Below are 22480 nucleotides of genomic sequence, written 5' to 3'. Positions count from 1 at the left end.
AGGTACAAAAGTTAATTATTTCTCCATCTAACAATTATTTTTATATGAATAACGGAGGAGGAAAATGAAAAATGTTAATCAAAAACGAAAATAGTTCGTTTCTTTTCGGAAGAAGATATGAAGCTACTAACAAAAAACGCAAAAGAAATTTACTTTGAGTATTACTTGGTGTTAGTGTTATTAGTTTATTAATAACACCTTTTGTGGTTACTCATTGTGCAAATGTAGAAGAAATCAAAAATAACGAAAAGAAAATTGAAACTTTGAATTGACAAGTAGCTAAAAGAAAAAATGAAATTAACTTACTTAAAAATGATTTGGATCACAAAAATAGGCAAATTGAAGCTTTAAGCTCTAATATTGCTACTGAAAAGGAGAAGTTAATCACAGCTAAATCGAAACTTGTAGCATTAGTTGGTAATTCAAATGAAGATTTTTATCCAAGTGCTAATGGAGAAAATGCTTCTGAAAGTTCAATTGTTGGAAACTTAAAAGCTGAAATTTCTAGTTTAAAAAGCACAATTAGAGAAAAAGAAGCTAAAATTTCACGCCTTGAAAAAGACTTAAAAACTTTAAAACAAGATTATGAAAGTTTAAAACTTAAACTCAAAAATGTTGAAAAAGAAAATGTCCGTCTTTTAAATGAAATTGAAAACATTATTGCAATCAATAAACAAAAGATGGACAAATTAAATTTAGAAATTTCGCATTTACAAGGTGAAAACGAAAAGAAAATGAATATTATCAAAGAAAAAGAAACTCAAATTATTTCTTTAAATAGCAACATTTCTAATTTGAAAGCAAAAATTGTGCAGCATGAAAATACAATTAAAGAAAATGAGGCCAAAATTTCTAATTTAAATTCAGAACTTAAGTTAAATAAAGAGATGTTAGTGAATTTCTTTGTAGACTATCGAAGCACAATTAATGAATTGCTTTTAGAAATAGATAAATTAAAAGATAGCAATAATAATTTTGTAAATAGTCTCTTTACTAATATTAATGAAAATCTAGATCCAAACAACCTAGATTTAGCTGAAATTATCAAGTATTCATTACCAAAAGATGCATATTTAACCTTAATAAATGGTGAAAAAATCATTATTGATGAAAGTAAAGAATTATTAATTTCTTCAAGCTATGTAGCTTGAAATAGTTTAGATTTTGAAGATAAAGCTCTTCTTGATAAGTTTTTTAATTTTGAAAGCAATGAATATAAAGAAGCTTTAATTTCTGAAGTAAATAGTAATAATTCATACTTTAAAAAGCATCTTAAACTTGTTAACTTAATAAAAAACGCAATTATAAATAACACAAAAGTGTTAAATGAAAGTTTAACAAAGATAATAGAGTTAAATAATGAAAGAGATGAAAAATTAAGAAAATACTTAAATGTTTTAATTAACAAAATTGAAGAAATAACAGGTGAAAAATATCATCCAACTCGTGATTTTGGCGAAAATGGTGAAAATGCAGAAGGAGGATTAGTTTATAAATTAAGAAGCAAGATAGTTAATTTAGAAAACATTATTGCTATTAATAAAAGCAAATTAAACGAGTATGTTGGGAATTCAGAAACAACCTTTGTCGCTGGTGAAAATGGAGAAAATGCGCTTGAAAATTCTTTAGTTTATAAATTAAGAAAACAAATCGAAGAAAAAACTAATTTATTAAATAGTAAAGAAAGTGAACTTTTGAACAAAAATAGTGAGCTGAAAAATAAGGCATTAGATATAAAAAAATTAGAAAAAGAAAAAGTTAGTTTGACTAGCGAAATATCAGCTAATAAAGCTGAAATTAAGCATTTAAACGACGTTAAAAAACAAAATGAAAAAAATATAAATGAACTTAAATCGAAAAATATTTTACTAGAAAAATCAGGTGCTGAAAAAGATGAAAGTATTAGAAAACTCAATCAATTATTAGCAGCTTATCTTAGTGAAATTTCTGATTTAAAAACTAAATTAAAACACGCTAATAACAATAATGACGAAGCGCAATCAACGATTTTAGAAATCAAAAGAAAACTTAAAAAGTTAACTGGAAGTGATGACCCTACTTTCGATGTCGGTATTAGTGGTGAAAATGCGCTTGAAGGTTCATTAATTGATAAGTTAAATAAAATAATTAAAAGTAAAGAACTTTCAATTGCTAGATTAGAAAATGAATTAGAAATTGAGAAAACAAAAAGCATTGAGCTTGAAAAAATGTGAAATAAATTAAATGTAAGAGAAATTTCTAATTCATCACTTCTTTCTTCAACAAGAAGCACTTTCTATCCTGAAGGGCATATATGACAAGGGATGGTAAAAAATAGATATAATACACATTTTAGAAAAATTCTCCACGGTTTTGATTCAATTGATAGTGATGCCCTTGCTTTTGATATGTATTTTAGTAAAGATGGCCAATGAAATATGAGTAAAATCTTAAGGGCATATAAAGAAAAAGATAAAACTCTTAATCCAACAACTTATTTTGCTGAATTTGTGCTTAAAAAGGACGGATTTAAAACTAAAGTAGATATAGATCAAAAAATTGCATTGCTTGAACGAAGAAAATTTGAATTATTAGAAGGGATTCAAGATCTAGAATTAGAATATGCTGATGAAGATGATATTGAGAGACTAAGGGTTGAACTTAGAGAAGTAGAAAGCAGAATTGATAGAACAATTGATAAGTACTTAATTAACAGAACTGATTTTTCTTTCGAAAGCGAACTAACTGGAAAAGAACACTTTACATTATTATTTGCAGGGATCGAACATAAAAATATGACTCTTAGCGAAATTGAAAATAACATAAGATTGTTTAATGAAGATGAAAGTAATCAATTTATAAAAACTTATCGCGTAAAGCAACTTGTTGCAAGTGAAAAAAGCTCTACTTTCCACTTTAGAGAAAGTGAAATTGAAATTAAATGACAACCAATTATTAAAGTTTCTAGAGATGAAAGCAAAATTATCTTTAAAACTTATGCATTACCTCTTTATATTACAAATAGAGCAGGAAATGATAAACCTACTTCATTTACTTTATCATTATTTGAAAGAAAACCAATGCCAGATATTGAATATATCTTTGCGGACTGATGATATGAAGCCACTCATGATAGAAAAGTACCTACTACAGTTCTAAAAAGATATTTAATTTATGATGATGATAGTGGAGATTCTTGAGGAAGCACTGCTGAGCCAAAATGAGAAGAAAAATATGAATGAGACTTAAATTCTTTTGCTTTACAAAATATGGGAAATGTTTATTTATATGATGCAATCACTGTTCCAAAAGAGTTTAGGTCAATGAGTGAGCATATTCCTACTTCAATGGTTCTTCAGCTTAAATAACGCTTAAAAATAAGAAAAACTTGCCTAGAAAGGGCAAGTTTGATTTTTTACTTATTAGATTTTTTCAAGTTTCATGAATGTGTGAGAAATTGAAGCTTCTGGTCTTAAATCTTTAAGTTTTTTGTATTGTGAATCACCTGTTGCAGCAATAACTAAATGAGTATCAAGATTTTCTTCTTTCATTTTTCTTAAGTTAACTGACATAATTTTTTCACCAGCTAAAACTTTTGAGTTTAATGGTAAAGCATCTTTAAAACCAATTCCGTTAAGTTTATAGCTATCTAAACCAATTAATACAACGATTTCAGCACCAAAGTCACCTTTTAAAATGAATTGGTTTTTGTTAGCTGGAAGCATTGTGATTGTTCCATCAAAAGGAGCAACGATGTTTATAAATCCATTAACATCTTCACCTTCCATAATGATTGCAGCACCTTCACCAACCATTCCTTCTGAAAATACACCATCGTTTAATTCTTTAAGAGTAATTACTCTTCCACTTGTAGGAGCTTTAACTCTTCTAAGGTTAGGAATTTCTGCTTCTTCTTCCTCTTTTTTAGATTGTTCTACTACTTGTGCAATTTTTTGATGTCTGTTTTTTTTCATTTCTTTTTCGTATTCAGCTTTTAATGTTGGCACTGAATCTTTAACTAATTTGTTAAATTCTTCAACACCTACACCGTAAACGATTTGAACGTGGTTTTGACCTTCGAAATAAATTACGTATTTGAACCCAAGGTTAATAAGTTCATCTTTGTTAATTAATGACATATCTTTAACATCATATCTTAAACGAGAAACACAGTTGTTGTATGCTAAAACGTTGTTGATTCCACCAAGAGCATCGATTAATTTTCTTACGTTAGCTGGAACTTCTACTTTGTTTTTTCTACAAAATAATTTTTTAAAGAATTCCATTTTTTGCCTCCCTAATGAGTTTATAGTTATTAAATTTTATTAAAATTTAATTTTTAAAATCTTAATTCAACTTTAAATTTAAAAAAATTGTGGAATTTTTGCACAAATTTATTTGGTTGAATAAGTGCCTAAAATATCAGCTTTTTTAACAATAAAACTATCTAAATTTTTAGGTAAGTTTTCGTAAATTGTTTTAGTGTTGTTCTTTTTAGCTTTTAAGGTAATATTGATGCAATCAAATAAAATATCTGTTTTATCAATCTTACTTGCAATTTGACCACCAATAACAATTAATTGAATTTTAAGATTGTCAATTAAATTCAAAATTGGTTTATCAATATTATTAACATAAATTGAAGTTGGGATTTTATGTTCTAAATTTTCAGCAATAATTGTTTTTAATTGATCATAGTTAAATACTGAATCGTAAGCATACACGAGACATGAAGGTGATTTTTCATTGTGCGTAAATTGATCGTGAATAAACACTTCTTGAGATACTTTAAAAAGTGTTTTTTTAGAAACATTTGGTAATTTGTTTTGGATATAAGTATATCAAGCTAATTCGAAACGAAAATTTAAGTAAGGAATGTTTTTAAAGAATTTTTCTAAACTGGGATCAAAATCATTAGTAATGATTTTAGCAATTTGAATATCCGAAGCATTTTGTGAGTTGTAATTGACAACATTTTCAACAACAATCCCAAATTCATTTGAAGTATTTTTGCGAATGTAAGTTACATATGAATCAAGGAAATTTTTATATTGATCGCTTTCGATGAAATTTTTATCCATATTGATGTAGTTTTCATAATTGCTACGGTCATTTAAAATGTTGAAAATAGAGTAATTAATTAAGTTGGAAATGTTGTTTAAATCTTGGTTTGCCGAGATTTTTCCGTATTCAAAAATAGTGGCTGCAATAAATAATTTAGAAGAGACAAATGATTTGTTAATTTGGGCAATAATGTTTGAAAAATGTGTGTAGTAGCCTTTGCTTTTTCTTTTTTTAGGTATCACCACAAATAAAGAATCACGGTTATAAAAAAACTTGTGTTTTTTCTCGTTTATGGCAAGCATGTTGTAGATACTTGAAATATCTTCAGCAGCAATTTGATTAATGAAATAATAAGGCTTCAGTGCAAAGGCAAGCACGTAATTACTTTCGGAATTGGTTTTAAGTTGCAGGTTATTTTTAAAATAAGGGAGAACAATTCGATTGTCAAAAACTTTTTTACGGTTTCATTTAATTGAACAAATGTAATTTCCATTGCCCACATTATTAATGGTTAAAAAGTAAGGTTCATGTTTTTTTAATGTTGTATCAAGTCTAATAACAATTCGTTCAAATAAAGTTAAATTTTTGCTATTGTAAAAATTGTTATTAAATTCGATTGCAAGCTCTTTTTGATCCTTTGGATTATCGATGTATCCGCTAATGATATCCCTAGTTTTTTTATCAAAGAATTTGTAAACTTCACTAAGTTCAATGTATGAATATTGGTTGAATTTAGTTTTCTTGCTATCAAAAATAATTGAGAAGAAATGGTACTTAGCACTTAATCTTAATACCCTTTTGTTGATGTTGTCGATTTTAAAAAGAATAATCCCAGATGAAGAACGCAAGTAAAAGAAAAATAAGGTAGCTATGAAAATAGATACCATTATTAAGAATGCGAAAATCGAAAGCAAAATAATTAAAAGCATTAGTTTGAGATCACTTTAATTGAAGGGTGTTCCTTATTAAGTGTTCTTTCCTTTCCGTCTTTAATAAATAAAACGACTATATCTTGTCCAATTACTTCAAGAACTTCACCTTCACCAAATGCGATATGGCTAATGATGTCTCCTTTAATAATTTTGCTATTTTGAACTGTTTTTGATGAACTATCATCATCTTTGTTTTTAAAATCTGTATATAAAATGGTTTTGTTAATATCAATACCCATTTCTTCAATGAAGCGAGAAGGTTTTTTGTCTTCGTTTGTAGTGATTAATTTTCCTCTACTATCACTAATGAAAAGTTGTTTTTTAGCTCTTGTAACAGCAACATAAGCTAATCTTCTTTCTTCTTCAATTAGATCATCTTCAGCGTTATTAAGCGGGCTAAATTCACTAAGACCTTCTTCGTGAATGATGGATTTTGAAGTTGGAAAAATTCCTTCAGTAAGCCCTACTAAAAAGACATTGTCAAATTCAAGACCTTTAGAAGCGTGAATTGTCATAAGTGAAACATAATTATTTATGCTATCACTATCATCAGTAACTGATAAAAGAGACACCATATTAAGGTATTCTTGAACTCCCTTACCTTTGTTATTTTTCTCTCAGTTATCAATTGAGTTAATCAACTCTCTAACGTTATCAACAGCTGATCCACGAAGGTTTTTGTTATTTTCGATGTATTTGAAATAGTTAATACTTTCTAAGAAAGTGTTTAATGTAACACTAATTTTGTTAGTTTCTAAAGCTTTTTTGTATTTTAAAATCTCTTGGACAAATGGGAAAATTGACTTAGCAATTAAAGTTTTAGGAACTGGAAGTTCTTTAATATGTTTATAAATTGCGGTCATTAAAGAAATACCTTTAGATTTTGCAAATTCTTTAATTTTAGCAAGATATTTTTCACCAATTCCACGATTTGGTACATTAATAATTCTTTCAAGCGCTACTTCATTACCATCAAACATTACTCTTAAAAAAGCAATAGCATCTTTAATTTCTGATCTTTGGAAGAACTTAGTTCCATTAAAAATTTTGTGATTAATATTTTCATTAATTAAAGCTTCCTCAAAAGGGCGTGAGTAGTAATTAGCACGGTATAAAATAGCGATATTTTTAAGTTGAGTTTTTTGTTTTTTAAGTTCGTTAATTTTTTGAACTACTCATCTAGCTTCAGCTTCAACGTTAAATCCGTGGTAAAACTCAATTTCAACACCTTCTTCATTGTTAGTTACTAAATCTTTATTAAACCGGTTTTTATTGTTTTTAATTAATTTATTAGCAGCTCTTAAAATAACTTTAGTAGAACGGTAGTTGGTATCAAGCACGATTGTTTTAGCATCAGGAAACTCTTTGTCGAAATTTAAAATTAAATTAACATCAGCCCCTCTTCAGTTGTAAATGGTTTGGTCTGGATCCCCAACAATTGTTAAGTGAGTATTTGAACCAACAATTTTGCGGATAATGTCGTATTGAATTTGTGAAGTATCTTGAAACTCATCAATTAAAATATATGAAAAGTATTTTTGATATTCTTTAGCTACATCTGGCCTTACATCAAAAAGAATGTTAGTGTTGATAATTAAATCGTCAAAATCTAAAGACCCTTTAGTTGCAAGTTCATTAAGGTATTCTTGGTAAATTTTAGGAATAAGATCTGAATCAGTATCATTAAGGTTTTCTTGCATTTCTTTCATATTGTAGTGATTATTTTTAGCTCAAGTAATGTATTGAATCATATTTTTGTAGCTAATTTCATTAGTTGAAACATCTAATCTTTTATAAATATCAGCAAGAATTTGTTTTTTGTCAAGTTCATCAATAATTAAGAAGTTTTTTTTATAACCAATTTTATCAATATGGCTTCTTAAAACTCAAGAACAAAATGAGTGGAAAGTAAAAATATGCACTTTTCCACTTGAAGTATCTTGGATATATTTGTTGATTCTATCACTCATTTCATTGCTTGCTTTGTTAGTGAAAGTAACAGCAAGAATTTTATTTGGACTAATTCCAAGATCATTAACAAGATAAGAAACTTTTCTTGTTAATACTTTTGTTTTACCACTTCCAGCACCTGCGATGATCCTTAAATTTGTATCAAAATACACCACAGCTTCTTTTTGTGATTCATTTAAATCTGATAACAAATCAATTTTTTTGGTAATCATATATTTCCCTTTCTTTTTGATAGCTTGTAGCTAAAATTTATCAACTTGATAATAAACAATGTTGCGGTATTTTTTATAAAATGGATAAATTGGAATATCTTGAATTTTTTTGCTCTCTTGCACTATTTTTCAATTAACAACCCTAGTTCCACTTATAACTTCACTAACCCCATTTCGCTTTGAATTTTTAATAATAATGATGTAATTCACTGCCATAATCACAAATCAAATTGAGATAAAGTATCCAATTACATTTTTGAAAACATTAAGGATGCTTAAAGTGTTATCATTTTCTTTAATATTTCCCATTTCTGATAATTGGAGAGGACTAAAAAAGATAACGCTAATCAAGAAGATCAAAATTCAAATATAACAACCAACGATGTTACGTTTTAAAAATGATAGAACTTTAAATTTTTTATTAGAGTTATCGATTATTTTGATGCGAAAAACAAGCATCATTAATGTTTTTCCTTTAGTGATTATTGGTGTTAGTAAATAATAAGCACTAATAAGTAAAATAATTAATAAAATTGGTAGCTTAATATTATAAAAATTTGGTGTGAAATTTTCTTTGTCTGAGCTAGTTGCAAAAAAGACAATTAGCGCAGAAAAAGAAAAAACAATCACGAAATCTAAAAAGTTAGATAAAAATCTTTTTCAAAAAGGAGCGTTTTCGTACATATTATTTCTTATTCTAATGAACTTAATATTTTGCTTTGTTTATTTTTTCAATTGTTTTTAAGTGCTTTAACTTCGTTATTAACAACGTTCATATATAAATTTGAAGCTGTAAAAACCTGGAATTCATTATTTGATTCAAGTTCCTGGATCAACTTAAAGTGCTTATCAATTAAAAGTTGACTTCTTTTTTCAGAGATTTCATTTTTCTCTGATCAAATATTTTTATAGGCAAAAGTTGTTCCTGATAAAATTCCTGAAAGAATCAGTTTTAAAAAGTAATACTTAGCATATGTTAATTCTTGAGTTAATTTAATGTTGCTATTTTTAAGATATGAAATTAAAAGGTTGAAGGTTCTTAAAAAGTGATTTGACACAAGTCATACATCAGAACCTAAGTTTTCCTTAAAGATACGATAATCTAAATAAATGTATTTTTTAGCTTCAAACATTAACATATACATAACTTCAAGACAGAACTTAGTATCATTTTTATTTTCAACTTTGTACTTCATTAATTTTTTAGCAAGGTTTGTTTTAAACACTTTGTTAAATATCATTGGGAATGTATAGGCAAGAATTTGCTGGTTATTAGCAATTTTCATCTCTTTCTCTGCTTCAAGTCTTTTGGCTGGTTTTCATTTAATTGAACCAATGATTCTTGGTTTGAATTCAATAACATCAGCTGATTGTTCTTTAACTTCTTTAATTAAGGTGCTTATGTGGTATCTTTTTAAGTTAGTTGTGGAATTTAAAACAGTGAAATAATCACCTTTAATAACACGGAAAGCGCTAATTAAATTATGTTGGAAGTTGTTAATTTTTGAATTGTAAATTACCACAAGTCTTGTTCCAAAAAAGCTTTTGTACCTCTGGATTACCTTAAAGATTTTTTTAGCTTCAGTTTTTTTATTTAAGCAGATAATTACTTCAAAATCTTGGTTATCTTGGCTCTGCAATGATTTTAAAAATGTATCAACTGTTTTTTCGTTTGTATTATCAAGCGAGATTAACGAAATGGTCATTTTGCTCCTTTTAAGTTAAAAAATAAATTCGCTATAAATTTAAATAACTTATAGCCTTAAAATATATATTAAAATTTTACCATATTTGCCACCTGTTGATTTGCTTTTGTATATAATGAACAGTTAAAGTGTTAATTTTCCAGCACAAATGACAGAAAATATTTTTATCTTCATAACATTAACAAATTCAAAATTATCTATATAATATGATTTATGAAAACATTAGGTATAATAATTGACTCTTTTAGTGGAATTACACAAAAAGAAGCACAAGAACAAGGTTTTTATTTCTTACCTTTACAAATTGAAATTAATGGAAAAGTTTATGAAGATGGTGTTGATTCAACTGAAAATCTTTTAGAAAAATTACTTACAGCTAATACTTTTTTAACTTCACTTCCAAGACTTGATCGAATTGAAACTTCAATTACAGAAGCTGCAGAAAAATTTGATGAGGTAATTTACCTTGGAATTAACGAAAATCTTTCTTCAGCTTCAAGATATGCTAAAACCATTGCTCAAAACTTTAAAAATGTTCACATTTTTGATAACCATTTAGTTGGAAGTCAAATTACAAAAGTTGCAAATTTTGCACTTGAACATTTCAAAAAGAACCAAAATATTGATCAATTACTTAGTGAAATGAACCAAATTAATCACGAATCATTAACTTTTCTTGTCCCAACTAATTTAAATTACATGATTAAAGGTGGGCGTTTAACAGGTGTTAAAAAATTTCTTATGACTAAAATTGCAATGATTCCAGTTCTTGAATACAAAGAAAATGGTAGCGTATCACCGGTAGCTCTTAAAAGAACATTCGCAGGTGCGCTCCAAAAAATCATTGAAAAATTAGTAAAAATTAAGGATTCTTTTGACATTTCACTTATTTGCGGAATTGATCAAAAAAATAATGACACAGTCAATAAAGTAGTTCAAGAAAATGACATTAAGCTTGACACTGTTCAAAAAACACCAATGACAATTGCAATCCACACAGGTCCTGAAGCTATTGCTTTAATTGCAATGCCAAAACTTACATTAAAATAATTATTGAAAATGTAGAATTAAGTTTCTGCATTTTATTTTTAAGGTAAATTTATTAAAATATAAATAGGAGAAATTAAATGATTGAACAAAAAGAATTCGAAGTTATTAAAAAGTTTGTAATTAAGCATTTTAAATATTTTAAAGAACCATTTATTATTAACTTTTATTACCAATTTGGGTATCAAAACCTATTTAGCAAAACTCTATCAGAAAAAAATCTGTCAACCATTTCACAAATCACAAATAATTACGAATTGATTGTAAATGAAAATAGCAATAGTCCACTTTTATATAACTCTAAAGGTGAACTTACACCTTTAGGTCACAAATATAATCGTTTTTTCAAAGTGGTAAACATTTTAGAGCATAGCAAGAAATACGGTTATTTTAATGTCAATGACAACTCACCTTATATTGATCTTAATTTTGAAATTATTGATGCTGGATTTGGATTTATGTTACCTGAATTAGTGCACGAACAAACTTTAAAAGAGATTCTTAGTTATGACAAAATAGAGCATTTAAAATGAATTTTAAGTAATTACTTTAATTTAAATACAAACTTTAATTTATTTAAGCAAGGTTTAGATTTTGATAATTCAAAAATGCCTAAATTTGTGGATAAAGAAGAAAAAGAGTTAATCACTTCTTTGATTGATAAACTTATATAAAAACACCATTCCTAATTATTGAGGAAAGGTGTTTTTATATAAAGTTAATTAGATATTAAATGATAATTATTCTTTTCTAAAAGGTAAAGTGTTTAAAATTCTTTTATTTTTATAAGCTCTTCTTATATTAATTAAATATACAACAAAATAAAATATTGTAGTAAGGTAAATTGAAGGAAAAAAGCATAGGCAAAAAATGATAGGAATTTGAATTAAACTATAAACTGAAGAAGAAATTTTTCATTTAATGACTTTAAAATTAAGATTGAATATCCAAAACATAACATAGGATAAAATTAATACCAAAATTAAAATAAAAACAGAAAATATTATTAAAAATAATTTGTTTTTATATTGGTTTGTGTTGTCGATTTCATCATTTTTATATTTTCTTCGATAACTATAATGGAATAAACTGGATAAAATAAAAGATAGAAACGAGACAAACACGCAAACAGTATTGAAAACTTTTGAAAATATTTTAGAATCATTATCTGTTCAAGTATAAGCAAATACGACCATTAAAAAGAATGTAGAAAAAACAAAAGAAGAAATTAGTCCTAAAAATAACGCATTAACATATTTGTGTTTAGAAGATGGGTAAAAAATAAATTCAATACCAAGCATTGCACACCTCCATTATCATAAGTAATTTTCTTATGAAACTGCAAAAAATACATAAATAAAATATCTTAATTTAATTTTATCTAAATCTTAATTGAATTTTTATTTATAAAAATAATTACCATTTTAACTTAGATAAATAACAATTTTTATACAATGAATCTAAAGTGATGATGATTGCTTACTCAAAATGAGTGTATATAGATGCAAAAATAATAAAAAACCTTTCCTACAAAGTAGGAAAGGACTTCATTAAATTATTTTCATCACTATCAAGTAAATTAAAAATGAAAGAATTGAAATGATAAGTAAAATGCTTAAAATAGCAAAGACATACACAACTTTAGAACGAAAGTATTTAGCTTTTTGTTCTGGTGTGAATTTATTCTCTTCAATAATTTCTTCAGCTAATTTTTGCTTATATTTTAAAGGTTGTTTTTCAATTGTTTCAATGTCTATTGACATTGTTTTGCCTAGTGTATCTTGATCAACAAAATCAAAATTTTTGTTTTGGTTATGTTTCATAAAAATTATTTTGATTCTCTAATAATAGGTCAAATTTTTCTAACGTATAAAAATCCAGAAAAGACACTAAAACCAGCAGCAACTAATAAAGGAATTGAAACTACAAAAGGAGCTCAGCTTTGGGCACTTTTATCAAAGTATGTAATTTTCTCAATATTAAATGAGAAAACAAGTTGGTAAATGAAAACAATAATAATTCCAGCAGTCATAATTAAAGTTTTTAATTTACCTCAAATCGAAGCTTCAACACCAATATTGTTTTTAGCCATTGTAACTCTTGAACCATCAACGATTAAATCTCTAATTACAAAAATTAAAACTATTCAAAAAGGAACGTAATTCATTACTGCAAAATAAATAAGTGTTAAAGTTGTAATGATTTTATCAGCAAGTGGATCTCATAATTTTCCAAATTCTGTTACTTGGTTATTTTTTCTTGCAAAATATCCGTCAAGAAAATCAGTTACCATTGCACCAATAAAGAAAAGAAGAATAACAATATCAATTGCGCCTATTTTTGTGTATAAACCATTTAATGAATACGTAGTTGGTAAGTTATGATTTTCTACATATTTCATATATGACCATCAAAATCCATCTGATGTTCTTAAGATGTAAATGTTTGCGATCATTAAAAAAATCATTGGGATAAAAAGAGCGATTCTAAGCAGAGTTAATTTATTTGGTAGATTTAATTCTTTGAGAAATTTCATCTTCATACTCCTTGTTAATATCGCTAATGATTTTGTCCATTTCTCTTACTTCTAAAGCGTAATGTTCTGGTAAGTTTTTGAAAGCTTTTTCAAAATATTTAATTTCATTTGCTTGCTTGTTTGCTCAAAGATTTGATTTGTTGTCTTTTAAAGCTACATAATTAATTAAAAAATCTTTATATTTTGGTTCATTTGTGATGTATGTTTTAAATGAATCACTAGCAGCATAATTTTTTAAGATATTATGTGCACTTAAAGTGATATCGCTCATTTTGTATTTACCAATACTTACTTCAAAATTATCAAGTTGTTCTTGGTTTAATCTAATAAGTTGATTTATTTTAATAACAATTTCACGATGAAAAACTTCGCCTTCATTTTTTAAAAGCTCAGCAGCTTCTTTAATTTTCTTTCTTTGAATTTTTTCTTTAATAAAGGAATAAATGAAAAATCCAATTAAAAGGGCTAAAAAGACCCCTAGAATAATTCATATTACAGTATTGTCTAAACCTAAGTTCATTTGTGTCCTTTCTATTTTTTCAATTTAATTGATCATTTACCTTCTTTTTCAACGGCAAATTCTTTCATAATTAAATCAAGTTCTTCTTCTGTATAGTTTTTACCTTCTTTAATTGCATTGTGCAAGAAAGCACTATACCCTTTAAAATCAAAAGTAGTTCTAGGTTCTGATTTTTTGTAAGTAATTCTTCCACCATTTGAAAGTGGCTCATCAACTTCAATTTCAATATCTTTAAACTCTTGTTTAAGAAGTTTATTAAGCTCAGATACTTCTTTTTTAGATTCAAGTAAATCTTCAGCGAGCAACTTGATTTTTTCTATATCAACTGTGTTCATATTTGTTCCTTACTATGTTTAAAAATTACTAAGCTATTGGCAATGCTTGAGGGAAAACTCCAGCTTTAAAACCAATATATAAGAATAAAATGTTTATTCCAAAGAAAATTAAAGTTGAAATTGCATCTGAAAGAGTGGCAAGAATTGGAGCAGACATAACTGCTGGATCTTTTTTAAATTTAATAGCTAAAATTGGGATGATTGTACCTAAAAACTTAGATAAAATCACAACTAAAAATAATGAAAGTGAGCTGGCTAAAATGACGAAAATAATTGGAATTCATTCAGTGCCATCTTTAAAAATCGCAAAGTAGATAAAAAGCCGAATCACATTAACGATAAATAAAATAACTCCAATTACAGCTCCTACTGCAATTTCTTTACCAATAACACGTTTAAGATCTTTATCTTCAATTTCACCTAGCGCACTAGCACGGGTAATTGTAGTTGAAGATTGTGAACCAGCATTACCAGCACTACCACTAATAATTGGGATTAACGAAACAATAACCGCAGTAGAAATTCCAGCATTAAACATTGCAATCATATCTTCACTTAAATCAGTGAATTTTTGGATGATGTACTGGCTAATTGTAGCTGAAATCATCAAAATAATTAATCAGAAAACTCTGGATTTAACAATTTTTAAAACTGAAGTTTTTAAGTATCCTTCTTCTGAACCTTCAGGGTTAATCCCGGCAAGTTTATACATATCTTCAGTAGCTTCTTCTTGAATAACATCAATAACATCATCGGAAGTAATCATTCCAATTAAGAAGTTATCTTTGGAAACTACTGGTAAGGTTGAACGGTCATGTTCAGAGAAAATTTGAGCTGCATCTTCTTTATCATCATAAGGGTGCACAGTAGCAACTACTGTATAAAGATCTTCTAAAAGGTCATCTTCATCATTGTTAAACACAAGTTCTTCAAGGGTTATTGAACCTAAGAAAATTCCTTTTTCATCTGTGATGTAGAAGCTATGACTCATTTCAGCATTTTTCTTATAATCACGCTTGATTTGTCTAATAGCTTTTTTACAAGTTCAATTAGACTTAAGAATGGAAATATCCACGCTCATAATGCTTCCAACTTGATCATCTGAGTAAGTTAGGATGCTATTAACTTTCTCTCTTTTTTCCTCGGTAGCTTCAGCTAAAATTTTTCTAGTTAAATTAACTGGAAGATCTTCAAGCAAATCAGCAAGTTCATCAGATTGAAGTTCCTGAATAATTTCCATTCCTCATTCTTCAGTAAAAGAGTGCACTAATTTAGTTTTAGCATCATCTTCAAGGTATGAAAATACTTCAGCTGCAATATCAGTTTTTAAGGTTCTAAAGCAAAATAGCTGAATTTTTAAATCAAGTCCTTCAAGGGCTTGAGCTAAATCAGCAATAGGGTATTCTTCGAAAAATTCTCTAAGTAAACGGATTGATTTATTATCAACAAGTTGTTTAATTTGCGCTTGCAAGAAATCAATTGAATATTCTTGCTCATCAAAAGCTTGTTGATCTTTTTCAAAATCTGCCATTTAATTAATCCTTAAGGTATTTGATAAGTTCTTCTTGGAATTCTTCGATTTTTACTTCAGTGTGTAAATCACCCCTAATTAAAATTACTTTCCCAGTTTCTTCAGAAACAACAATTGTAGTTGCATCACATTGTTCTGAAATCCCAAAGGCAGCACGATGTCTTGAACCATAGCTATTTTTTAAACTCTTACGTGTGATTTTGTAAAAAGTAGCTGCGTAATAAATTTTGTTATCACGAATAACTACAGCACCATCATGAAGTGGAGAGTTTTTATTAAAAATAGCAATTAAAAGAGCACTTGAAATATTAGCATTTAGAACAATTCCGTCAGTTCTAAGGTTGTCAATATTATCGTTGTTTTCAATGGTAATTAAAGCACCAACTCTTCTTCTTGAAAGGTTTTCAACAGTTTCTCTTAGTTGGTTAATAAGACGAATCTGACTACTTCTACCTAATTTATCGTATTTAGATTTAGTAAATTTATTGGTGATGAAATTGGTTATGTATGGATATAAAGTAATTGAAAGCAATGCAACTAAAAGGATAACCACAAATATCAATAATGTAATAATTGTTTGATGCATTATACTCAGAATTTAATATTGTAGGCAATAAGAATTAAACCTACAATTATAAAAACAGTTCCAATAGTACCTAAGATATTAAAGAATAAATCTTTTTTATATCAAGGTAACATTTTTTGATATTCTTTGTGGCTTTGTTCACTTTTTTCTGCTTCAGCTTCAGCTCGATCAAGCTCAATTTCTTTTTTTCTAACTTCAATTAAATAAACCTTTTCTTTTTCGCTTTCTTTATTCATCTTAAACCTCCCTTTTTACAAAAAAATAACCCTTTTTATGACCTATTTTCTTGGCAATTTATAGTAAAAAATAAACATTTATATGTTTATTTATATTATAAATTAAAAAAATTATTTTTAAAAATTTAATTTAGCATAACTTGCTTTATTTTAGTCCATTTTTTACCTTAAAATCACTTCAAGCAAGCTTTAAAATATCACTAACAGACTTTTTGCTAATTAAACACATAGCGCGTGAAACAGGCACAAATTTAGCTTTTAGAATCTCACTTTTTAAATACTTTGGCTGGCTATTTCCATTGTAGCTTGCTAAAAAATAAACTACAATTTTACTTTTACCACTTGGCAAAATGTAGCTATTTGAATATTGATATTTTGTATCAATATCAACACCTATAAGCGAGACTTCTTCTTTTACTTCTCTAATTGCAGTTTCTAACTCATTTTCACCAGCTTCCATATGACCTTTAGGAAAACCTCAATCTTTATTAATTTGTTTAATTAAAAGCACTTTTCATTGCTTTTGAAACTTTTTAAAAATAATTGCACCGCAAGATTTTTCATCGTATTTTTTCATTTCTTTATTATAGATTTTTTTGACTTTTTTAACCCTATAAAAAGTCAAAAAATGAACTTATTAAATGCTGAAAAATTGTAAATTATTAAACGAATTGTCACTCTCATTTGTTTCTTTTAATATAATTATATTGAATTCTTAAGAATTCAACACAAGCAGTTTTGATATTAATTACTGAAATAAAATTCAAGTATTTAATTAATAAAATCAATTAATTGTGTATGTTAGTTTTTGGTTTTACAAATTCAATATTTGTGCTGCCGCACGGGCCTTCTTTTCTTTCGGAGAAAAGAAGCAAAAGAACTTCAAAATTCATAAAGAAATTGTTGATTATAAAATATGTTTTGTGATATTAGTTGTCAATGAATGCAACTTTATCTTTTCACTCTATATCTTTTTCAAGTAAGTTATAAAGTTTTAACAAAATCTGTTCACTTCTTTCAAGTATTTTGATTATCTTTTGTGCATTTTCATTTTTAAGAATTTCGTCGGGGAAATGTCTTAATTGTGACTGTGCTAAAGTGAATTTTCTAGAATTTACAATTGCCTTTGCAATCACATGTACTTGTGGGATAGAAATATCTCACCCTTTAGCTAAAGCATAAATTTCGGTTTCATTTAATTCAGATTCTTCAACTACTTTTGCAATATATTTCTTATTATTGATTTCGAAATACAAGTTTTGGTTTACATCTAAACATAAATTAATATCTTTTCCGCTTTGTGAAAAAAACATTAATCTTTTATTTAAAAATTGGAAAAGTGACGCGCAAGTTAAGTGTCAAAAAAATAACAATGCTTTTTTAATGTTTAAATTATAAGAAAATTAGTGCAAAAAAATTAAGAAATAGTGACAAAGATAAAACCAAAATCGCAAGCCCTTGTGGCTTGTTTTCTTATAAATTTTGAAGTTCTTTTGCTTCTTTTCTCCGAAAGAAAAGAAGGCCCGTGCGGCAGCACAATCATTGAATCTGTGAGAAAAGATAGACATAGAACGACACAGGGATAAACTGACATCGCACATCAAATGAGCTTCAATCACAAAAAATCTGGTTTAAGACTTAAATACCAAGTTTTTTATTCCTATTAATTTTTAATTTTTTATTGCCAGTATTCTTTTGTATTCATCAATTTGTTCTTTGAGTCAAAATACGTATTCTTGTGTTATTGAATTGAAACTTTTACCTTTAGGAATAAATCTTCTAATGTATCTATGAGCATTTTCGATTGAACCTTTTTGATATGAAGCATAAGGTTTACATTTAAATAACTTTTTCTTACCTACAACTTTATGAAGAAGTGTATTTTCACTACCTTTATCTACTGTTAAGGTTTTTATTTCGAGATTATATTTTCTTATTAACATCCTTAATGCTTTGTTAATTGATTTTGCATCTCTTTTAGTTAAAGCAATGTATAACTCTCTAGTTTTACGATCTAAAAGTGTGAAAAGAACAAATTTATCTTCTCTTTTACCAACTACTGTATCAGCTTCGAAATGACCTTTTTCTAATCTTAAATTCGCTTCTTTAGGTCTATATTTTAGATCTCTAGCATGTATTAAGGATCTTTTACCTTGCTTCAATGTAGTTTTTGTATAGCCACCCCTTGATAAATATAAAAGGGGATCAAAAGAAAGTTTTATTCTTTGTTGCTTTAGAGCTTTGTAAACTGTGCTGAATGTAGGACAAAAAGCATTTGGATTTGTTTGTTTAAATGAGTTAATCATAAACTTAACAGACATTTTACATTTAATGTTTTTAGAGTTTTTGTTTGCTTTTTTTCTTAATTCTTTAGTGACATCGTTTCAATATTTTTTAAAGTGACTTCACTTATTTTTTTGCGATTCTGACACTATCATTAACCTTTTGATTTTATAACTAAGCAAATGATTTGATAGTTTTCTGAATGAGAGAAATTTAGTTATAAAAATTTTAGATCCGCAATTTTTGCAAATAACTTTATTTTTCAAGCTATTGTGATAGTTATTTTTTTCGATCATTATTTCCATTTTTTGTTTAATTGTTCTAGATTGATAACCGAAATATTTTGCTGCTTTTGGCACTGAATTCAACACTAGAATTTTTAAAATAATTTCCCACATTAAGAGTATGGATATTTGTTTATCTCTAAGCAGTCTTTTAGATGAAACATTTGAGTGAAGACGTTTTATCTCATCATCTGTTTCTTTGATGATGAAGTGACGGAAATTTTCAGCATTATTTTTTACACAAATAATATTTAGTTTAGATAAATCTATTAATTTTTTCATATAATAAAAATGTGTCCTTTCTTTTCGAGCATTATTATTTTACACAATGGACACAAAAAGTCACACGCATTAAATTTGCGTGTAACTTTTCTAATTTATAATGCTTTGTATGCCTATGGTTATGCATAAAAATCCCAGTCATAAGAGTATTTATCACTGGGATTTTTATGCCCTTTTGGGTTTTTGAATGGAGGAAAATCACATGAAAATTATTAATATTGGAATTTTAGCTCATGTTGATGCAGGAAAAACTACCTTAACAGAAAGCTTATTATATAACAGTGGAGCGATTACAGAATTAGGAAGCGTGGACAAAGGTACAACGAGGACGGATAATACGCTTTTAGAACGTCAGAGAGGAATTACAATTCAGACAGGAATAACCTCTTTTCAGTGGGAAAATATGAAGGTGAACATCATAGACACGCCAGGACATATGGATTTCTTAGCAGAAGTATATCGTTCATTATCAGTTTTAGATGGGGCAATTCTACTGATTTCTGCAAAAGATGGCGTACAAGCACAAACTCGTATATTATTTCATGCACTTAGGAAAATGGGGATTCCCACAATCTTTTTTATCAATAAGATTGACCAAAATGGAATTGATTTATCAACGGTTTATCAGGATATTAAAGAGAAACTTTCTGCCGAAATTGTAATCAAACAGAAGGTAGAACTGTATCCTAATATGTGTGTGACGAACTTTACCGAATCTGAACAATGGGATACGGTAATAGAGGGAAACGATGACCTTTTAGAGAAATATATGTCCGGTAAATCATTAGAAGCATTGGAACTCGAACAGGAGGAAAGCATAAGATTTCAGAATTGTTCTCTGTTCCCTGTTTATCACGGAAGTGCAAAAACAATATAGGGATTGATAACCTTATAGAAGTGATTACGAATAAATTTTATTCATCAACACATCGAGGTCAGTCTGAACTTTGCGGAAAAGTTTTCAAAATTGAGTATTCGGAAAAAAGACAGCGTCTTGCATATATACGTCTTTATAGTGGCGTACTGCATTTGCGAGATTCGGTTAGAATATCGGAAAAGGAAAAAATAAAAATTACAGAAATGTATACTTCAATAAATGGTGAATTATGTAAGATTGATAGAGCTTATTCTGGAGAAATTGTTATTTTGCAAAATGAGTTTTTGAAGTTAAATAGTGTTCTTGGAGATACAAAACTATTGCCACAGAGAAAAAAGATTGAAAATCCGCACCCTCTACTACAAACAACTGTTGAACCGAGTAAACCTGAACAGAGAGAAATGTTGCTTGATGCCCTTTTGGAAATCTCAGATAGTGATCCGCTTCTACGATATTACGTGGATTCTACGACACATGAAATTATACTTTCTTTCTTAGGGAAAGTACAAATGGAAGTGATTAGTGCACTGTTGCAAGAAAAGTATCATGTGGAGATAGAACTAAAAGAGCCTACAGTCATTTATATGGAGAGACCGTTAAAAAATGCAGAATATACCATTCACATCGAAGTGCCGCCAAATCCTTTCTGGGCTTCCATTGGTTTATCTGTATCACCGCTTCCGTTGGGAAGTGGAATGCAGTATGAGAGCTCGGTTTCTCTTGGATACTTAAATCAATCATTTCAAAATGCAGTTATGGAAGGGATACGCTATGGCTGTGAACAAGGATTGTATGGTTGGAATGTGACGGACTGTAAAATCTGTTTTAAGTATGGCTTATACTATAGCCCTGTTAGTACCCCAGCAGATTTTCGGATGCTTGCTCCTATTGTATTGGAACAAGTCTTAAAAAAAGCTGGAACAGAATTGTTAGAGCCATATCTTAGTTTTAAAATTTATGCGCCACAGGAATATCTTTCACGAGCATACAACGATGCTCCTAAATATTGTGCGAACATCGTAGACACTCAATTGAAAAATAATGAGGTCATTCTTAGTGGAGAAATCCCTGCTCGGTGTATTCAAGAATATCGTAGTGATTTAACTTTCTTTACAAATGGACGTAGTGTTTGTTTAACAGAGTTAAAAGGGTACTATGTTACTACCGGTGAACCTGTTTGCCAGCCCCGTCGTCCAAATAGTCGGATAGATAAAGTACGATATATGTTCAATAAAATAACTTAGTGTATTTTATGTTGTTATATAAATATGGTTTCTTGTTAAATAAGATGAAATATTTTTTAATAAAGATTTGAATTAAAGTGTAAAGGAGGAGATAGTTATTATAAACTACAAGTGGATATTGTGTCCTGTATGTGGAAATAAAACACGATTAAAGATAAGGGAAGATACTGAATTAAAAAAATTCCCCCTCTATTGTCCGAAATGCAGACAAGAAAATTTAATTGAAATAAAGCAGTTCAAAGTAACTGTGATTACAGAGCCAGACGCAAAGACGCAGAGCCGATAAAATGAGATTGTATTAATCTCATTTTATCGGCTCTTTCCGTTATGTATGGATTCTTTTAATTAGTCTTCGATGTTTCTTGCTTCGTTGATACCGCTGGCTAAAGATTCCATTAAGGATAGTTCTTTGTCTGTAAAGCTATCCATGTATTTCTCTATCTGTAATCGTCGGGTGCTTTTTACCAAGTTATTAGCAGGTAAGAAAAATTCATCAACGGAAACATGAAGTAACGATACAAGGTCATAAAGAACTTGTATGCTGGGGTGTTGCCCTTTATTTTCAATATTAGTTAAGTACCGTGGGTCAATTTCAATCAATGCTCCCACTTGTTCACGAGTTAAACCTCGTTTCAATCGAGCTTCTTTAATGGCTAAACCAAAGGCTCTAAAATCATATTTATCTTCTTTTTTACGCATAGTAGACCACCTCTATACATTTTATTGTTCCTACTGAATTAAAAACAGGTATAGAAAAACGTGTTATATGGTTTATAGGTTTATATTTAATAAAAAGCACTACTAAACGCCAATAAAAAAAACCGTTATATGGTAGTGCTATTTACGCTGTTAAAA

21 protein-coding genes and 2 pseudogenes are annotated in these 22480 nt (G+C 28.1%); 6 read left to right on the top strand and 17 right to left on the bottom strand.

The genetic code is table 4. The features are described from left to right. Positions 1-44: 44 nt before the first annotated feature. Entirely contained in the window at positions 45-3347 is a 3303-nt protein-coding gene (locus GOQ20_RS04125; protein ID WP_167845523.1) for a hypothetical protein, read from the top strand. 54 nt (positions 3348-3401) lie between these two features. Here GOQ20_RS04125 and GOQ20_RS04120 read toward each other — a convergent pair whose 3' ends face one another. The 5 genes from GOQ20_RS04120 to GOQ20_RS04100 all read right to left on the bottom strand — a co-directional run bounded on the left by GOQ20_RS04120 (position 3402) and on the right by GOQ20_RS04100 (position 9864). Beyond that, complete coding sequence (locus GOQ20_RS04120) at positions 3402-4265, bottom strand: PTS glucose transporter subunit IIA (protein WP_167845522.1); 864 nt, start codon at positions 4263-4265, stop codon at positions 3402-3404. Positions 4266-4373: 108 nt separating this feature from the next. Further along, positions 4374-5972, bottom strand: a complete 1599-nt coding sequence (locus GOQ20_RS04115; RefSeq protein ID WP_167845521.1) for an MHO_4530 family protein — start codon at positions 5970-5972, stop codon at positions 4374-4376. Beyond that, entirely contained in the window at positions 5972-8158 is a 2187-nt protein-coding gene (locus GOQ20_RS04110; protein ID WP_167845520.1) for an ATP-dependent helicase, read from the bottom strand. Before GOQ20_RS04110 ends, GOQ20_RS04115 begins: the two co-directional genes overlap by 1 nt. 30 nt (positions 8159-8188) lie before the next feature. Then, a complete protein-coding gene (locus GOQ20_RS04105) occupies positions 8189-8842 on the bottom strand; it encodes an RDD family protein (protein WP_167845519.1) in 654 nt (217 codons plus the stop codon). An 8-nt stretch (positions 8843-8850) separates the two neighbouring features. Then, positions 8851-9864: a glycosyltransferase family A protein gene (locus GOQ20_RS04100; RefSeq protein ID WP_167845518.1), complete on the bottom strand. Its 1014-nt coding sequence runs from the start codon at positions 9862-9864 to the stop codon at positions 8851-8853. 213 nt (positions 9865-10077) lie between these two features. Between GOQ20_RS04100 and GOQ20_RS04095 the strand changes: the two genes are divergently transcribed. Together GOQ20_RS04095 and GOQ20_RS04090 are read left to right on the top strand one after the other, a co-directional pair. Next, a complete protein-coding gene (locus GOQ20_RS04095; RefSeq protein WP_167845517.1) occupies positions 10078-10914 on the top strand; it encodes a DegV family protein in 837 nt (278 codons plus the stop codon). A gap of 77 nt (positions 10915-10991) precedes the next feature. Next, a complete protein-coding gene (locus GOQ20_RS04090; RefSeq protein ID WP_167845516.1) occupies positions 10992-11585 on the top strand; it encodes a hypothetical protein in 594 nt (197 codons plus the stop codon). A gap of 66 nt (positions 11586-11651) precedes the next feature. On the opposite strand, the gene GOQ20_RS04085 is transcribed toward GOQ20_RS04090, so the two are convergent. The 11 genes from GOQ20_RS04085 to GOQ20_RS04035 all read right to left on the bottom strand — a co-directional run bounded on the left by GOQ20_RS04085 (position 11652) and on the right by GOQ20_RS04035 (position 19504). Then, positions 11652-12212: a hypothetical protein gene (locus GOQ20_RS04085; protein ID WP_167845515.1), complete on the bottom strand. Its 561-nt coding sequence runs from the start codon at positions 12210-12212 to the stop codon at positions 11652-11654. A gap of 249 nt (positions 12213-12461) precedes the next feature. Next, the gene (locus GOQ20_RS04080; protein ID WP_167845514.1) at positions 12462-12734 is read right to left on the bottom strand and encodes a hypothetical protein; all 273 of its coding nucleotides are present in this window, start codon (positions 12732-12734) and stop codon (positions 12462-12464) included. Between the two features lie 5 nt (positions 12735-12739). Beyond that, positions 12740-13447, bottom strand: coding sequence for a CDP-diacylglycerol--glycerol-3-phosphate 3-phosphatidyltransferase (gene pgsA / locus GOQ20_RS04075; RefSeq protein WP_233091214.1), 708 nt, complete (start codon positions 13445-13447; stop codon positions 12740-12742). Next, the gene (locus GOQ20_RS04070; RefSeq protein ID WP_167845513.1) at positions 13413-13967 is read right to left on the bottom strand and encodes an MHJ_0274 family protein; all 555 of its coding nucleotides are present in this window, start codon (positions 13965-13967) and stop codon (positions 13413-13415) included. The genes pgsA and GOQ20_RS04070 overlap by 35 nt, the downstream gene beginning before the upstream one ends. 11 nt (positions 13968-13978) lie before the next feature. Continuing rightward, positions 13979-14302: a hypothetical protein gene (locus GOQ20_RS04065; protein ID WP_167845512.1), complete on the bottom strand. Its 324-nt coding sequence runs from the start codon at positions 14300-14302 to the stop codon at positions 13979-13981. Positions 14303-14330: 28 nt separating this feature from the next. Beyond that, complete coding sequence (gene mgtE / locus GOQ20_RS04060) at positions 14331-15833, bottom strand: magnesium transporter (protein WP_167845511.1); 1503 nt, start codon at positions 15831-15833, stop codon at positions 14331-14333. 4 nt (positions 15834-15837) lie between these two features. Next, complete coding sequence (locus tag GOQ20_RS04055) at positions 15838-16419, bottom strand: diadenylate cyclase (protein WP_129620056.1); 582 nt, start codon at positions 16417-16419, stop codon at positions 15838-15840. Then, positions 16419-16655: a hypothetical protein gene (locus GOQ20_RS04050; protein ID WP_167845510.1), complete on the bottom strand. Its 237-nt coding sequence runs from the start codon at positions 16653-16655 to the stop codon at positions 16419-16421. The genes GOQ20_RS04055 and GOQ20_RS04050 overlap by 1 nt, the downstream gene beginning before the upstream one ends. Before the next feature lie 145 nt (positions 16656-16800). Then, on the bottom strand, positions 16801-17232 hold the full coding sequence (locus tag GOQ20_RS04045; RefSeq protein ID WP_167845509.1) for a bis(5'-nucleosyl)-tetraphosphatase: 432 nt from the start codon (positions 17230-17232) through the stop codon (positions 16801-16803). Positions 17233-17584: 352 nt separating this feature from the next. Then, the gene (locus GOQ20_RS04040) at positions 17585-17968 is read right to left on the bottom strand and encodes a hypothetical protein (RefSeq protein WP_167845508.1); all 384 of its coding nucleotides are present in this window, start codon (positions 17966-17968) and stop codon (positions 17585-17587) included. A gap of 357 nt (positions 17969-18325) precedes the next feature. Continuing rightward, positions 18326-19504, bottom strand: a complete 1179-nt coding sequence (locus GOQ20_RS04035; RefSeq protein WP_167845507.1) for an IS30 family transposase — start codon at positions 19502-19504, stop codon at positions 18326-18328. Between the two features lie 100 nt (positions 19505-19604). Between GOQ20_RS04035 and GOQ20_RS04750 the strand changes: the two are divergent. The 3 genes and pseudogenes from GOQ20_RS04750 to GOQ20_RS04020 all read left to right on the top strand — a co-directional run. Continuing rightward, a pseudogene (locus GOQ20_RS04750) lies at positions 19605-19676 on the top strand (hypothetical protein); the annotation flags it as partial. Positions 19677-19706: 30 nt separating this feature from the next. Next, positions 19707-21625: pseudogene (gene tet(M), locus GOQ20_RS04700) on the top strand (tetracycline resistance ribosomal protection protein Tet(M)). 118 nt (positions 21626-21743) lie between these two features. Next, on the top strand, positions 21744-21911 hold the full coding sequence (locus GOQ20_RS04020) for a cysteine-rich KTR domain-containing protein (protein ID WP_000336323.1): 168 nt from the start codon (positions 21744-21746) through the stop codon (positions 21909-21911). A 59-nt stretch (positions 21912-21970) separates the two neighbouring features. Here GOQ20_RS04020 and GOQ20_RS04015 read toward each other — a convergent pair whose 3' ends face one another. Further along, the gene (locus tag GOQ20_RS04015) at positions 21971-22324 is read right to left on the bottom strand and encodes a helix-turn-helix transcriptional regulator (RefSeq protein WP_001227347.1); all 354 of its coding nucleotides are present in this window, start codon (positions 22322-22324) and stop codon (positions 21971-21973) included. Between the last annotated feature and the right edge of the window lie 156 nt (positions 22325-22480).

The sequence above is a fragment of the Mycoplasmopsis gallinacea genome (assembly GCF_012220205.1).
GTDB classification, from domain to species: Bacteria; Bacillota_I; Bacilli_A; order Mycoplasmatales; family Metamycoplasmataceae; genus Mycoplasmopsis; species Mycoplasmopsis gallinacea_A.
This window is presented reverse-complemented; position numbering and strand designations above follow the sequence as displayed.